Source organism: Rhodobacter sp. Har01, assembly GCF_020564565.1.
Lineage (GTDB): Bacteria > Pseudomonadota > Alphaproteobacteria > Rhodobacterales > Rhodobacteraceae > Pseudogemmobacter.
Window position 1 is genome coordinate 654139 of sequence record NZ_JAJCTD010000001.1, and the last position, 14253, is coordinate 668391.

The 14253-nt window shown below is 66.8% G+C and carries 12 protein-coding genes; 5 read left to right on the plus strand and 7 right to left on the minus strand.

Annotated elements, in window-relative coordinates; genetic code table 11:
* Entirely contained in the window at positions 1-3465 is a 3465-nt protein-coding gene (gene mfd / locus LHP98_RS03135) for a transcription-repair coupling factor (RefSeq protein WP_227251022.1), read from the plus strand.
* On the opposite strand, the gene LHP98_RS03140 is transcribed toward mfd, so the two are convergent.
* From LHP98_RS03140 to LHP98_RS03150, 3 genes are read right to left on the minus strand one after another with little or no spacing between them, the layout of a single operon-like run.
* Positions 3428-4621 (minus strand): multidrug effflux MFS transporter, encoded by a 1194-nt coding sequence (locus tag LHP98_RS03140; RefSeq protein ID WP_227251023.1) that lies wholly within the window; start codon positions 4619-4621, stop codon positions 3428-3430. The genes mfd and LHP98_RS03140 overlap by 38 nt on opposite strands.
* Entirely contained in the window at positions 4618-5250 is a 633-nt protein-coding gene (locus LHP98_RS03145; RefSeq protein ID WP_227251024.1) for a DsbA family oxidoreductase, read from the minus strand. Before LHP98_RS03145 ends, LHP98_RS03140 begins: the two co-directional genes overlap by 4 nt.
* Complete coding sequence (locus tag LHP98_RS03150; protein WP_227251025.1) at positions 5247-6713, minus strand: class I adenylate-forming enzyme family protein; 1467 nt, start codon at positions 6711-6713, stop codon at positions 5247-5249. The genes LHP98_RS03145 and LHP98_RS03150 overlap by 4 nt, the downstream gene beginning before the upstream one ends.
* A 141-nt stretch (positions 6714-6854) precedes the next feature.
* Between LHP98_RS03150 and LHP98_RS03155 the strand changes: the two genes are divergently transcribed.
* From LHP98_RS03155 to LHP98_RS03165, 3 genes are all read left to right on the plus strand, one after another.
* Complete coding sequence (locus LHP98_RS03155) at positions 6855-7478, plus strand: helix-turn-helix domain-containing protein (RefSeq protein ID WP_227251026.1); 624 nt, start codon at positions 6855-6857, stop codon at positions 7476-7478.
* Positions 7479-7617: 139 nt separating this feature from the next.
* Positions 7618-8358 (plus strand): metallophosphoesterase family protein, encoded by a 741-nt coding sequence (locus LHP98_RS03160; RefSeq protein ID WP_227251027.1) that lies wholly within the window; start codon positions 7618-7620, stop codon positions 8356-8358.
* Positions 8359-8360: 2 nt separating this feature from the next.
* Positions 8361-9809: a bifunctional serine/threonine-protein kinase/universal stress protein gene (locus LHP98_RS03165; RefSeq protein WP_227251028.1), complete on the plus strand. Its 1449-nt coding sequence runs from the start codon at positions 8361-8363 to the stop codon at positions 9807-9809.
* A gap of 131 nt (positions 9810-9940) precedes the next feature.
* Here LHP98_RS03165 and LHP98_RS03170 read toward each other — a convergent pair whose 3' ends face one another.
* The 3 genes from LHP98_RS03170 to LHP98_RS03180 all read right to left on the minus strand — a co-directional run bounded on the left by LHP98_RS03170 (position 9941) and on the right by LHP98_RS03180 (position 12613).
* Entirely contained in the window at positions 9941-10060 is a 120-nt protein-coding gene (locus tag LHP98_RS03170) for an entericidin (RefSeq protein ID WP_227251029.1), read from the minus strand.
* 24 nt (positions 10061-10084) lie between these two features.
* Complete coding sequence (locus tag LHP98_RS03175; protein WP_227251030.1) at positions 10085-11899, minus strand: extracellular solute-binding protein; 1815 nt, start codon at positions 11897-11899, stop codon at positions 10085-10087.
* A gap of 249 nt (positions 11900-12148) precedes the next feature.
* Positions 12149-12613, minus strand: a complete 465-nt coding sequence (locus LHP98_RS03180; protein ID WP_227251031.1) for a hypothetical protein — start codon at positions 12611-12613, stop codon at positions 12149-12151.
* A 141-nt stretch (positions 12614-12754) separates the two neighbouring features.
* On the opposite strand from LHP98_RS03180, the gene LHP98_RS03185 reads away from it, so the two are divergent.
* The gene (locus tag LHP98_RS03185; protein WP_227251032.1) at positions 12755-13531 is read left to right on the plus strand and encodes a 3-hydroxybutyrate dehydrogenase; all 777 of its coding nucleotides are present in this window, start codon (positions 12755-12757) and stop codon (positions 13529-13531) included.
* 6 nt (positions 13532-13537) lie between these two features.
* Here LHP98_RS03185 and LHP98_RS03190 read toward each other — a convergent pair whose 3' ends face one another.
* A complete protein-coding gene (locus LHP98_RS03190; RefSeq protein ID WP_227251033.1) occupies positions 13538-14215 on the minus strand; it encodes a DUF502 domain-containing protein in 678 nt (225 codons plus the stop codon).
* Between the last annotated feature and the right edge of the window lie 38 nt (positions 14216-14253).

The following is a 14253-nucleotide window of genomic DNA, read 5'->3' on the forward strand; positions in this document are numbered from 1 at the left end:
ATGGCGCGTGAACGGATCATCCTGGGTGGCGCGCCCGAGGGCTATGACGCTTTCCTGCTGGTGCGCGAGGTGGCAAAGGGCCGCCCGGTGATCCATGTCGCGCGTGACGACAAACGGGCCGAGGCGATGCGGGCCGCGCTGGCCGTGGCGGCGCCCGAAGTCGTTGTGCTGGAGTTTCCGGCCTGGGACTGCCTGCCCTATGACCGCGTCTCGCCCAACCCCGAAATCGCATCGCGCCGGATGTCCGCCCTGGCCGGGTTGGCTGACGGGCTGGGCGGGCCTTTCGTGCTGCTGACCACGCTCAGCGCGGTCACCCAGCGGGTCCCGGCGCGCGATGTGGTCCGTGCCGCATCGTTCCGGGCCGTGGTGGGCGACCGGGTGGACGAGGCGAGGTTGCGCGCGTTCCTTGGCCGGATGGGATTCACCCCCGCATCCACCGTCGCCGAACCCGGCGACTTCGCCATACGGGGGGGTATTGTCGACATCTACCCGCCGGGGCCGGGGGGGCCGATCCGGCTGGATTTCTTCGGCGACGTGCTGGATGGCGCGCGGCGGTTCGATGCCGGCACGCAGCGCACGCTGGAAAAGCTGGCGAGGGTGGAATTCGCCCCGGTCTCCGAAGTGATCCTCGACCCCGAGGCGATCACCCGGTTCCGGCAGAACTACCGCGCCGAGTTCGGGGCGGGCGGGTCGGACGATCCCTTGTATGAGGCGGTCAGCGCCGTCCGCAAGCATCAGGGGATGGAGCATTGGCTGCCGTTCTTTCACGACCGGCTGGAGACGCTGTTCGACTACCTGCCCGAGGCGAGCGTGATGCTGGACGACCAGGTCACCCCGATCCGTCTGGCGCGGTGGGAGGCGATCGACGACGCCTTTGACGCGCGGGCCGAGGCGATGGTTGCCAAGGGCCGGCTGGACACCGTCTACAAGCCGGTTGCGCCGGGGCTCTTGTATCTGGACGATGCGGCCTGGGAGGCCACGATGGCCGACCGCCGGGTGATCCAGCTGTCGCCCCTGCCGCAGGCGCCGGGGCCGGGGGTTCTGGATGCGGGTGGGCGCATCGGCCGCAACTTCGCACCTGAGAGGCAACAGGAAAAGATAAGCCTTTTCAGTGCTCTTGCCGACCACGTTAGAACATTGCGCGAACAATCGCCGGTGGTCATTGCCAGTTGGTCCGATGGCGCGCGAGAGCGGTTGAAGGGTCTGCTCTCCGACCAGGGCCTGGTGGCCGATGACATCGCGGATCTCCGCGCCCTGCCGGCCGCGAAGGGCGCGCTCTATCTGCTTGTCTGGGCGCTGGAATCCGGGTTCACCGCGCCGGGGCTTGCGGTCATCTCGGAGCAGGACGTGCTCGGCGACCGTCTGGTCGGAAAACCGAAGAAACGCCGCAAGGCTGACAACTTCCTGCGCGAAGTTGATACGCTTTCGCTGGGCGATCTGGTGGTGCACGTCGAGCACGGCGTCGGCCGGTATCTGGGGATCGAGACGATCACCGCACTGGGTGCGCCGCATGCCTGCGTGGCGCTGGAATACGCCGAGAACGCCAAGCTGTATCTGCCGGTCGAGAACATCGAACTGCTCAGCCGCTATGGCCATGAGGACGGGTTGCTTGACCGTCTGGGCGGCGGCGCCTGGCAGGCCAAGAAGGCCAAGCTCAAGGAGCGCATCAAGGAAATCGCCGACCGCCTGATGCGGGTCGCGGCCGAGCGTGCCCTGCGCCACGCGCCCATCCTGGAAGCCCCGCACTCGATCTGGGAGGCCTTTGCCGCGCGCTTCCCCTATCAGGAAACCGACGACCAGCTTTCGGCCATTGCCGATGTCGTGGCCGACCTGGAAAAGGGGTCGCCCATGGACCGGCTGATTGTCGGCGACGTCGGTTTCGGCAAGACCGAGGTCGCCATGCGCGCCGCCTTCGTTGCGGCGCTGTCGGGGATGCAGGTCGCGGTGATCTGCCCGACCACGCTGCTGGCGCGCCAGCATTTCCGTACCTTTGCCGACCGCTTTCGCGGCTTTCCCATACGGGTGCGTCCGTTGTCGCGGTTCGTCAGCGCCAAGGACGCCAATGCCACCCGGGCAGGGCTGACCGATGGCTCGGTCGACATCGTGGTCGGCACCCATGCGCTGCTCGCCAAGTCGATCAGCTTCAAGAACCTTGGCCTGCTGATCATCGACGAGGAACAGCACTTCGGCGTGACCCACAAGGAGCGCCTGAAAGAAATACGCGCCGAGGTCCACGTCCTGACCCTGACCGCCACGCCGATCCCGCGCACGCTGCAACTGTCGCTGACCGGGGTGCGCGACCTGTCGATCATCGCCACGCCGCCGGTGGACCGGCTGGCGATACGCACCTACATCAGCGAGTTCGACACCATCACCATCCGCGAGGCCCTGCTGCGCGAACGCTATCGCGGCGGGCAGACCTTCTATGTCGTGCCGCGGGTGGCCGACATTCCCGAGATCGAAGAGTTCCTGAAGACCCACGTTCCCGAGGTGTCGTATGTCATTGCCCACGGGCAGTTGGCGGCGGGCGATCTGGATGACCGGATGAACCAGTTCTACGATGGCAAGTATGACGTGTTACTGGCCACAACCATTGTGGAATCCGGTCTGGACATCCCCACCGCGAACACCATGATCATCCACCGCGCCGACATGTTCGGCCTGTCGCAACTGTACCAGATCCGCGGCCGGGTCGGCCGGGCCAAGACCCGTGCCTATTGCTATCTGACCACCAAGCCGCGCAGCCCGCTGACGCCGCAGGCACAGCGGCGGCTCAAGCTGCTGGGCAGTCTGGATTCTCTGGGTGCGGGGTTCAACCTGGCGTCACACGATCTGGACCTGCGCGGCGCGGGGAACCTGTTGGGCGAGGAACAGTCGGGCCACATCAAGGAGGTGGGGTACGAGTTGTACCAGCACATGCTGGAAGAGACGATCCACAAGATCAGGTCGGGTGAACTGCAGGGTCTGTCAACGATTTCAGATGACTGGAGCCCGCAGTTGAACCTTGGCGTGCCGGTGATGATCCCCGAGGATTACATCCCCGACCTGGATATCCGGCTGGGCCTCTACCGCCGCCTCTCGGGCCTGCAAACCAAGGTGGAACTGGAAGGCTTTGCCGCCGAACTGATCGACCGCTTCGGCCCGCTGCCGAAGGAAGTGAACACGCTGATGCTGATCGTGCGCATCAAGGCGATGTGCAAGCGGGCCGGGATCAGCCGACTGGACGCGGGGCCGAAAGGGGCCACGGTGCAGTTCCACAACGACAAGTTCGCCAATCCTGCGGGACTAGTCACGTTCCTCAAGGCGCAGGGCGGGGCGGCCAAGGTGCAGGGGACGAAGATCGTGCTGCAGGGCGAGATGAAGTCGGAATCCGAGCGCATCAAGGGCGCCTTCGCCATCGCCCGCGATCTGGCCGAGGCGGCGAAGCCTACGCCCGCCGGATCAGCGCCAGCGACGCCGCGATGAAGATCGACACCCCTGCGAGAAGCGGCACCAGCGTGCCGTCGAAGGCCTGACCGACCGGCACCGCCAGCAGCACCGATCCGACCGTGGCCAGCGCCGAGATCACACTGGCGGCAAGGCCTGCGATATGGCCCACCGGCTCCATCGCCAGCGCATTCAGGTTGCCCAGCGTCAGGCCCATCATCGCAAACAGCGCGACACCCCAGGCGATGAAGGCCGGAAAGGCCAGCGCCTCGGGCATCAGGCCGAAGGCCACCAGCGCCAGATGCGCCAGGGTCAGGCCCAATACGGTGGCGTATGTGGCCGACACCATGCGGCGCATGCCGAATCGCATCACCGCCCGGGCGTTTAGCAGCGACCCCGAGGCCGACAGGGCGGCGATCAGGGCGAACCAGAGCGGGAACTGGTCGGCCCGGTCGAAGCGCTGCTCGAAGATGCCCTGGATCGAGGACAGGGTCGAGAACAGCGCCCCCAGCGTCAGCGACTGGCACAGGATCGACAGGACCACGATGCGGTGGGCGAAAAGCTCTCGGGTGGCGGTGAGAAGGGCGCCCACCGACAGCGGGCGGCGGGCGGCGCGGGGCAGGGTCTCGGGCTGGCGCAGGCCCAGCCAGGCCATGGTGACGCCCGCAAAGCCGATGTAGACGAGGAAGATCGCGTGCCACGAGGTCAGCGCCATCACGCCTTGGCCCATCAGCGGGGCCAGCGCCGGCACCAGGGTGAAGACCATCATGGCGAAGGACATGATCCGCGCCATCTCGCGGCCCTTGAAGAGGTCGCGCACCAACGCGATCGAGACGGTCCGCGGTCCGGCGGACCCGATGCCTTGCACGACGCGGGCGGCCAGCAGCATCTCAAGCGTGGGGGCGAAGAAGCAGGCCAGCGCGGCCAGGCAATAAAGCGCCGAGCCGAAGAGGATGATCCGCTTGCGGCCAAAGGCATCCGACAAGGGGCCGGCAAAGAGTGTGCCCAGGCCCATTCCAAGGACGAAGCTGGTCACCACCAGTTGCGCGCGGTTTGGCGCCTCGGGCGACAGCGTCGTGGCAATTTCCGGCAGGGCCGGCAGCATGGCGTCAATCGACAGCGCGACAGTGGCGAACAGCATCGCGATCAGGGCGATGAACTCGCCTTGGCTCAGATTGTCGCGTGTCGGGGTCATTCCTTGGCTCGCAGCTCTTCGATGACCTGGGCCCAAAGCTCGGGCGGTTGCGCGCCGGAGACGACGTAGTGCTGTGCGATCAGGAAGGTGGGGACGGAATTGACGCCCTTGGCGCGGGCGTCGGCGTCGCGGGCGCGGATGTCGTCGGCGTCGGCCTCGCTGTCCAGAAGGCGCAGGGTGGCGGCGCGGTCCATGCCGCAGGCTGCGGCGATGTCGGCCAGCACGCGGGGCTGGCCGATGTCTCGGCCGCCGGTCCAGTAGGCGCTGAACAGGGCCGAGACGACGGCCATCTGCCGGCCTTCGATGCCGGCCCAGTGGATCAGGCGATGGGCGTTCAGGGTGTTGGGCATGCGCTTGGGCTTGTCGGGGTCAAGCGCCACGCCTGCGGCGCGGGCCACTTCGCGCAGACGCTCGTGGATGGCGTTCACGCGGTCCGGCCCGCCGAACTTGGCCTCGAGATAGCCGCGCTTGTCCACGCCTTCGGGCGGCAGGTCGGGGTTCAGCTGGAACGGCTGCCATTCGATGCGAAACGGGTGGTCGGGGTGCGCCGCCAGCGCGCGGTCAAGGTTGGCCTTGCCGACAAAGCACCAGGGGCAGACGGGGTCGGAAAAGATGTCGAGCCGGATCATGGCGCCCCTTCGGCACAAAGCGCGGCCAGCGCGCGGCGGTTGATCTTGCCGGTCGGGCCGCGCGGGATTTCCGGCACATGGACATAGCCGCGGGGGCACTTGTAGCGTGCCAGCCGTTCGGCCGCAAAGGCCTGGGCGGTGCCTTCGGGCAGGAGGTGGCCCGCGTAGAAACACAGGATCACGCGGGTGCCGGGGGCGACCTCAACCTCGGCCACGGCCAGGTCGGTCACGCCGGGCAGGGCCAGCAGGGCCTGTTCCACCTCGCGCGGAGAAACCCGGACGCCGCCGGAGTTCATCATCTCATCGGCGCGGCCGTGGCTGTGGATGGCGCCGGCGTGGTCCTGGTGGATCAGGTCTCCGCTGGCGAACCAAGGGCCTTGTGGCGGCGGCTGCCCTTCGTAGCCCAGCATCAGGCCCGGATCGGCGGTCGAGACGGCCAGCACGCCGACCTCGCCCGGGGGCAGCGGACGGCCGTCCTCGCCCAGCACGGCGACACGGCGGCCGGGCTGCGGGAAGCCCGAGGTGCCGGGCGGGGCCGGGTGGTCGGGGCAACCCGAGATGAAGGTGGAAATCTCCGACATGCCAAAGGCTTCGTGGATATCGGTGCCGGTGGCGGCCTGCCACTCGGCGCGCAGCGCGGGCGGCAGGGCTTCTCCGGCCGAAAGCGCATGGCGCAGGCGGGGCAGGTTGTGCACCCCGGCGCGCAAGAGCCGGCGAAAGACCGTGGGGACGGCGGCAAGGATCGTTGCATCATGCCGGCGCAGAACCAGCGGCAGATGGTCAAGCGCGACCGTCGGCGCAGCGATCAGGGCGGTGGCGCCGACCGTCCAGGGGTCCAAGAGGCCCGTGCCCATGGTGTAGGTCCAGTTGAAGGCGCCGGCGTGCAGCAGGCGGTCGGCGGGCTCAAGCCCTTCCCAGCCCGTGTGCATCCGGGCGCGGGCCAGGATCGCGCGATGGGCGTGGCGGACGGCCAGGGGGGCACCGGAGGTGCCTGAGGTGAAGACGATATAGCCTTCGCGCTCGGCTTCGCCCAGGTGCCAGGCGCAGGGCGACGCGGCTTCCCAGGCGGCCAGGTCGGCGGCGACGGCGGGCACGCCGTCGGGCAGCACCACATCATCGGCCTGGATTGCCAGGCGGGGTCGGACGACGGCGGCCATCCTGGTGATCTCGGGGGCAGTCAGCAGCGGCGAGGTTGCCACCGGCACCAGCCCGGCAGCGATGGCGCCAAGGTAGAGCACCGGGTAGGTCGGCCGGTTGCCCAGCCGGATCAGCACCCGGTCGCCGGGCCGCAGGCCCTGCGCCAGAAGCCAGCCGCCGCAGCCCTGCACGGCGCGGATCAGCCGGGCATAGCTCCAGCGTTCGGCACCGGTCAGGGTCAGGATGGCAAGGGCCACCTTGTCCGGCGTCTGCGCGCCTGCAGCCAGGACATGGGCCGCCAGGTTGAAGCGGGAAAGGTCGGGCATGGTCATGGGGCAGGGGGATAGCACGCCGGTGTGGGCTTGCAAGGGCCGGGCGCGCTGGCGTAACGGCGGGGAACCGATTTCCGAAGCCGGAAATCGGGGACGGAATTCGACTTCGAATTCCGGTTTCCCGGAGGATGCCGCATGACCCACCCCGACCCCAAGACCCTGATCCGCATTGCCCGCGAAGACGGCGGTGCCGCGCATGTCGAGCCCCTGGACCTGGGCGCCCGCGTGCGCGCCCTGCGCAAGGACCGCGGCTGGACGCTGGAACAGGCGGCGGGCAAGGCGGGGCTGGCGCGCTCGACCCTGTCCAAGATCGAGAACGGCCAGATGTCGCCCACCTATGAGGCGCTCAAGAAGCTGGCCGAGGGGTTGGCGATCAGCGTGCCGCAGTTGTTCACCCCGCCGTCGCGGGCCCAGGTCAACGGCCGCATGGCGGTGACCAAGTCGGGCGAGGGGCAGGCCAGCGTCACCGCCACCTATGAGCATGAATTGCTGGCCGCGGGCCTGCGGATCAAGCAGATGCTGCCCTACCGCGCCCGCATCCGCGCCCGGGACGTGGCGGAATTCGGCGGCTGGGTGCGCCACGACGGCGAGGAATTCCTGTATGTCCTGACCGGCATCGTCCGGCTTTACACCGAGTTCTACGAGCCGGTCGATCTGCGCCGCGGCGACAGCGCCTATTACGATGCCTCGATGGGGCACAACGTGGTCAGCCTGTCGGACGAGGATGCCAACGTGCTGTGGGTCACCTCGCTGGTCTGAGGTTCACGTGGATTCGAGTGCAGATTCTGGCGAAGTCCCTCTTGCGCAAAGATGATTCCGCGGCGTTTGATCTGTCGCATGGCGCCGCCTCGGCCCGGGCCATAGGGTCGCGCCGAAGGAGTGCCTTGGGAGGGGCCGGATGAAGTTTGCCATCCTGACGGACATCCATGCCAACCGCGAGGCCTTCGAGGCCGTGCTGGCCGATGCCGCGGCACGCAAGGTGGATCGGATCGTCCTTCTGGGGGACCTGGTCGGCTATGGCGCCGATCCGGAATGGTGCGCCGAAAAGGCGGCCGATCTGGTGGCGCAGGGCGCGCTTTGCGTGCGCGGCAACCACGACAACGCTGCCGCGGGCGCACCCGAGATGATGTCCACCTATGCCAAGCGCGCGATGGACTGGACCAAGACCCGGATGACCGAGGCCCACCGCCGGTTTCTGGCCGGCCTGCCGCTGACGGTGGACGTGGACGACATCCTCTTCGTCCACGCCTCGGCCAACGAACCGGAGGCCTGGACCTATGTCACTTCGGACACCAAAGCGACGCCGTCGTTCCGGGTGACGAAATCGCGGCTGATCTTCTGCGGTCATGTCCATGTGCCGCTCCTGGCCAGTTGTGACGTGGGCGGCGTGGTGCGCCAGCAGACCTTTCGCCCGGGCTTTCCCATCCCGCTTCTGCGCAGCCGGCGCTGGCTGGCCGTCGTCGGATCGGTCGGCCAGCCGCGCGACGGGGTGCCACAGGCGGCCTGGGCGCTCTTGGACACCACGCTGAACGACCTGACCTTCCGCCGGGTGCCCTATGACGCTGCCACCGCCGCCCGGAAGGTGCGCGCCGCGGGCCTGCCCGAGGAACTTGCCATCCGCCTGCTCAAAGGACAGTGACCATGCCCGTGCGCCCGCATCCCGGACTTGAGATCGACGGTTTCACCCTGGGCGAAAGGCTGCACGTCGGCGGCTTCGCGACGATCTGGGAGGCGACGCATGCGAAGTATCGCACGCCGCTGGTGATGAAGGTGCCGACCATCATGGACGGCTACGATGGCCCCACCATCGTCGGCTTCGAGATCGAGCAGATGATCATGCCGCGGCTGACCGGCCCGCATGTGCCCCGCGTGATGGGCGTCGGCGGCTTCGAAGTCATGCCCTATATCGTGACCGAGCGGATCGACGGCGACAGCTTCCTCAAGGTCTTCCAGCAGGCGCCCTTGCCCTTGTCGGACGTGATCGAGATCGCCGCGCGGATGGTCGATGCGGTGGCCGACCTGCACCGCCAGCACGTCATCCACCTGGACCTCAAGCCCGAGAACTTCCTGCAACGCAAGTCGGGCGAGATGGTGATCGTGGACTATGGCCTGTCGCGGCATGACGAGTTGCCCGACCTTCTGGCCGAGGAATTCACCATCCCGATGGGAACCTACCCCTACATCGCCCCCGAGCAATACCTGCGCTGCCGCGACGACGCGCGGTCCGACCTCTTTGCCCTTGGCGCCATGCTTTACGCATTGGCGACGGGCAAGAACCCCTGGGGCACGCCGGAAACCCTGCGCGGCGTGCGCAAGCGGCTGTGGCGCGATCCGGTGCCACCGCGGGCGATCCGGCCCGAAATCCCGGAATGGCTGCAAGAGATCATCCTGCGCGCGCTGGTCGTGGACCCGATGCGGCGCTACCAGTCGGCCGGGCAGATGGCCTTTGACCTGACCCATCCCCAGCAGGTCAAGCTGACCGCCCGGGCACACAAGCTGAAGCAGGACAGCCTGATGACGGTGTTCGACCGCTGGCGGGTCATGCGCAAGATCCGCCGTTTCAAGGCGCCGGACTCGGTCGCCTCGCAGCTGGCCTCGGTGCCGATCATCTGCGTTGCAGTGGACCTGACCCCCGAGGGGGAGAAGCTGGCCAGTGTCCTGCGCAGTGCGGTGAAACGGATGCTGCTGATCGAGCCGGATGCCAGGATCGCCTGCGTCAACGTCATCAAGACGGCGCGGATCGGTATTGATCAGGGCACCGACGATCAGGGCAACAACCTGCATGTGGTGCGGCTGGTGCAGCTGAAGCACTGGGCGGAAGAGATCGAACTGCCCGACGACCGGCTGACCTTTGCCGTGCTGGAAGGCTCTGACCCGGGGCAGGCGATCCTCGACTATGCCACCGCCAACCATGCCGACCACATCATCATGGGCGCGCGCGGGCATTCGACGACGCGGCGCTACCTCGGCTCGGTCTCGGCCCAGGTGGTGGCCGAGGCGCATTGCTCGGTCACGGTGATCCGCCTGCCCGAGCGGCGCGAGGAGCTGGACGAGACGGTGGACAGCCTGTCAGGCGCAGCGGCCGAATAGGCCGGGAAACCGATTTTCGCGCGAAAATCGTGACCGAAAATCGCTCGATTTTCGTCTTCCCCTGGTCAGCCGGGTGCAAGAAAGCCGCGCCTGTCGTCGGCGCAGCCCCGATGCGCGGCGTTGCGAGCCCGTCAGTTCAGCCAGCCCTGCACTTTGCGCGCGCCGCCCGAGACGTCCTCGCCGACACCGGCCACGGTGTTGCAGCCTTGCAGGGCGGCCAGCGCCGCCGCCAGAAGAATTAACCTTTTCATGCTCTTGCCTGCCGTTTGTTGTTGTCAGTCCTGATACCACCAGGTGTCCGGCTGAAAGCCGATCCAGTCGCCGTAAAGCGGGATGCGCTCGGGGAACCGCAGTTCCTTGCGATGCGCGATCCGCGAGACGTCAGAATACCAGATCGGGATCACGTATCTACCCGTGGTCAGCACGCGGTCCAGCGCCTGTGTCGCGGCTGCAAACTCGGTGGTGTCGGGGGCCTTGAGCATGCCGGCGATCATCGCCTCGGCGGCGGGGCTGGCCATGCCCATCCAGTTGCGCGTGCCCGGTTCGGTCACCCCGGCAGACCCCCAGTACAGCGTCTGTTCGTTGCCGGGCGACAGTGACAGCGAGCGGATGTAATGCGTCATGTCGAAGTCGTAGTTGGTCGTGCGCTCTTTCATCTGGGCGCTGTCCAGCATGGTCACCGTGGCGCTGATCCCCAAGGGCTTCAGCGCCTCGATGAAGATCGCGGCGATCGAGGCCATCTCGTCCTGGCCCGTGGTCAGGATGATGTCGAAGGCAAAGGGGGCGCCGGCGGCATCGCGCAGCACGCCGTCTTCGGCAACCGTCCAACCGGCCTCCTCCAGCAGCGCCGCCGCCTTGCGGATGTTCTTGCGGTTGGTCTGGTCCTCGGCCACCGGCAGGGCATAGCCCTCCAGCGCGCCGGGCAGCAGGTCGGCCGCAAAAGGCTCCAGCAACTCCTTCACCCTGCCCTCGGCGGGCTGGCCCGGTTCCATCGCCAGAAAGCTGTTGCCGAAGTAGCTGGCGATGCGCGGTTGTGTGCCGCCGGTGATGGTCTGGTTGATGAACTCGAAGTTGAAGGCCAGGATCAGCGCCTCGCGCACCCGCCAGTCGGCGAACAGCGGTCGGCGGGTGTTGAACACCAGTCCTTCGATGCCGGACGGCCGACCATGCGCGATCTCGGACTTGATGACATCGCCCGAGGCAATGGCAGGGAAATCGTAGTTCGACAGCCACTTCGCTGCGTTGCCCTCGCGGTAGCTGGTGATGGCGCCGGCCTTGAAGGCCTCGAAGATGGCCTGCGGATTGGCGAAGTAGTCAGTGCGGATCTCGTCCAGGTTCCACTGGCCGCGGTTGAGGGCCAGGTCCTTGCCCCACCAGTCGGGGTTGCGGCGATAGCTGATGAAAACGCCCGGCTCCATCTGGTCCACCACATAGGGGCCCGACCCGATGGGCGCCTCAAGCGAGGTGGCCTCGAAATCCTTGCCCTGCCACTGCGCCTGTTTCAGGATCGGGCGCAGGCCCAGGATCAGCGGCAACTCGCGGTCCTCGGTGTTGAAGGTGAACTTCACGCTGCGCTCGCCGGTTTTTTCAACCGAGCCGACCTTCTTCCACGCCGCGTGGTAGCGCGGGTTGCCAACGGTGCCCAGCGTCTCCATCGACCAGATCACATCCTCGACCGTGACCGGGCTGCCGTCCGAGAATCGGGCGCCTTCACGCAGGGTAAATTCCGCGTAGGTCCGGGCCTCGTCGGTGCTGATCGATTCGGCCAACAGGCCGTAAAGGGTGAAGGGCTCGTCATAGCTGCGCCCCATCAGCGTCTCGACCGTATAGGCCGAGATGCCTGCGGCGGGCTGTCCACCGGTGATGAAGGGGTTGAGCGTGTCAAAGCTGCCGGCCTCGCCAAAGACGATGCGTCCGCCCTTGGGTGCGTCAGGGTTGACCTGGGGCAGGGACACAAAATCCGGGGGGAGGGCGGGCTCGCCATACATAGCGATGGCATGCTTCGGTTCGGCCCGCAGATTGGTCGCGGTCAGTGCCAGGGCCAGCGCGACCAGAAGCGCGCCGAGGTTTGCAGGAAAGTGGCGGCTCATCTTCGACATCATCCCCTGAGCTGTCTTGATCCTGCCGGCAGCCTAGGCGGCGTCCGCTGCCTTTTCAAACTTTTAGCTTGGCCATCGGCGGAGACAGGATTATATAGTCCTTACTGCTCGATAGGTTTCTTGCCTGTATGAAACCTGCCTCAACGACTTAACGCCGGCCTTGTGCCGGCGTTTTTTTTGGCATTGCGCAAACGAAAGGGCCGCCCCTGAGGACGGCCCGCTCACAGCCCTGTGATGTTGTCACGCCGCGTTGCGGCGACGGCGCGCGGCCAGCAGGACAAGCCCGCCCGCCAGCAGCGGCAGCGAGGCCGGCAGCGGCACCGGGCTGAGACCGGTGATCTGATAGGACCAGCTCACAGCCCCTGCCGAGAGGTCGGTCGTCAGTTCGGTTGATCCGGCTGCGTCAAACGACCAGTGGTCGGGTGCCAGGGCGATAACGCCCGGCAGGGTCGCTTCGGTCGAAATCCCGGCGATGGCGGGGACTCCGATGACGGTGTCAAGCAGCGTCGAGGTTACGAGTCTGATCGTCATCCCGGAAAAGCTGGTCAGTTCGGGCAGATCGAACAGCTTGTTGTTGTTGGTGTCGTCGAACTCAATCGAAAAGCCTTCGAAGAATCCAAGCGGCTGGGCCGTCAGGGTGGCCGCCAGACCCGGGGACGCCAGGGCCAGCGTGGCCAGAATCGCGGATGACAGGTATGCCCTCACTCTTTCCTCCTTCAAAAAATTGTATCTTCCGATCACGTTACAAGCGTGCGTGATCACGGTTCGCGCCGTCAAGTCCGGTGATGGCCTTCCATTTCCGCGCTGACGAACCTAGGCTCTGCGCGAATGCACAAGGAGGCACAGATGTTTGACCTGGCGGGCAAGCGAGCGGTCGTCACCGGATCGAACTCCGGTATCGGATTGGGCGTGGCCGAGGAGCTGGCGCGCGCCGGGGCCGAGGTTGTGATCAACAGCTTCACCGACAGCGCGGCCGATCACGCGCTGGCCAGCGACCTTGCGGCCCGGTTCGGGGTCAACGTCCGCTACATCAGGGCTGACCTGTCCAAGGCCGACGAGGCCCGCGCCCTGGTCGAACTGGCCGGCGGCTGCGATATTCTGGTGAACAACGCCGGCATCCAGCACGTCGCCCCGGTCGAGGAGTTTCCGGTCGAGAAGTGGAACCAGATCCTGGCGATCAACCTGTCCTCGGCTTTCCACACCAGCGCCGTCGCCCTGCCGGGAATGCGGGCGAAAGGCTGGGGCCGGATCGTCAACATCGCCTCGGCGCATGGCCTGACCGCCAGCCCGTTCAAGAGCGCCTATATCGCCGCCAAGCATGGCGTCGTCGGCCTGTCCAAGACCATCGCTCTGGAAACCGCAGGGCAGGGCATCACCTGCAACGCGATCTGCCCGGGCTACGTGCTGACACCCCTGGTCGAGGCGCAGATCCCCGACCAGATGAAGGTGCATGGCATGGACCGCGAGACGGTGATCCGCGAGGTCATGCTGCTGCGCCAGCCCAGCCGGCAGTTCGCCACCACCGAGCAGATCGGCGGCACCGTGGTCTGGCTGTGCAGCCCCTATGCCGATCAAGTCACCGGCACCACGATCAGCGTCGACGGCGGCTGGACGGCACTCTAGGGTTGGTCAGCGCGGGTCCTTCGGCATCGGATAGACCAGCCCGCCCGAGACGATCAGCTTGGCCGCGTCGTCGATCTTCATGTCCAGGATCACCAGGTCGCGGGTCGGCACGAACAGCAGCATCCCGCTGGTGAACGGCGTCAGCCCGACGAAGACCGCCGACATCTCGGGGCCGATCGCGGCCAGCCGGTCTGCCAGCTCGCCCTTGGGCCGGGTCGACAGGAACCCCAGCGCCCAGGCGCCGGGGCGTGGAAACTCGACCAGGCAGACCTTGTCGAAGCTCTGCTCCTTCTTGTTGAAGAAGGTCTCGGCCACCTGCTTGATGCCGCTGTAGACCGAGCGGACGATGGGCATCCGGTCGACCATGTCTTCGGCCTTGCGGATGACCGAACGGCCGATTAGGCCCTTGGCCAGCCAGCCGATGACGACGGTGGCGACCAGGAAGACCAGCACGCCAAGTCCGCGCACCGGGAATTCGTATTCCGGCCCGAACCAGCGGCGCATCAGCGCGTCGGGCTGATAAGAGGACGGGATCAGCGGCAGAATCCAGCCATCGATCCAGCCGATGCCGGCCCAGACGACATAAAGCGTCAGCCCGACCGGCAGCACGACGACCAGACCGGTCAGGAAACTGGCACGGAGCACGGCCAGAAAGCCGCGGCGCGGAGGAGAAAGATCGTTCATCGGTCAACCTGCATCGCGCCTATCTAGGACGCGAGGCG

What these genes read in the sequence shown, in the direction of transcription:
- mfd (WP_227251022.1), top strand. Translation starts at nt 1, where the DNA reads ATGGCGCGTGAACGGATCATCCTGGGTGGCGCGCCCGAGGGCTATGAC.
- LHP98_RS03140 (WP_227251023.1), bottom strand. Translation starts at nt 4,621, where the DNA reads ATGACCCCGACACGCGACAATCTGAGCCAAGGCGAGTTCATCGCCCTG.
- LHP98_RS03145 (WP_227251024.1), bottom strand. Translation starts at nt 5,250, where the DNA reads ATGATCCGGCTCGACATCTTTTCCGACCCCGTCTGCCCCTGGTGCTTT.
- LHP98_RS03150 (WP_227251025.1), bottom strand. Translation starts at nt 6,713, where the DNA reads ATGCCCGACCTTTCCCGCTTCAACCTGGCGGCCCATGTCCTGGCTGCA.
- LHP98_RS03155 (WP_227251026.1), top strand. Translation starts at nt 6,855, where the DNA reads ATGACCCACCCCGACCCCAAGACCCTGATCCGCATTGCCCGCGAAGAC.
- LHP98_RS03160 (WP_227251027.1), top strand. Translation starts at nt 7,618, where the DNA reads ATGAAGTTTGCCATCCTGACGGACATCCATGCCAACCGCGAGGCCTTC.
- LHP98_RS03165 (WP_227251028.1), top strand. Translation starts at nt 8,361, where the DNA reads ATGCCCGTGCGCCCGCATCCCGGACTTGAGATCGACGGTTTCACCCTG.
- LHP98_RS03170 (WP_227251029.1), bottom strand. Translation starts at nt 10,060, where the DNA reads ATGAAAAGGTTAATTCTTCTGGCGGCGGCGCTGGCCGCCCTGCAAGGC.
- LHP98_RS03175 (WP_227251030.1), bottom strand. Translation starts at nt 11,899, where the DNA reads ATGAGCCGCCACTTTCCTGCAAACCTCGGCGCGCTTCTGGTCGCGCTG.
- LHP98_RS03185 (WP_227251032.1), top strand. Translation starts at nt 12,755, where the DNA reads ATGTTTGACCTGGCGGGCAAGCGAGCGGTCGTCACCGGATCGAACTCC.
- LHP98_RS03190 (WP_227251033.1), bottom strand. Translation starts at nt 14,215, where the DNA reads ATGAACGATCTTTCTCCTCCGCGCCGCGGCTTTCTGGCCGTGCTCCGT.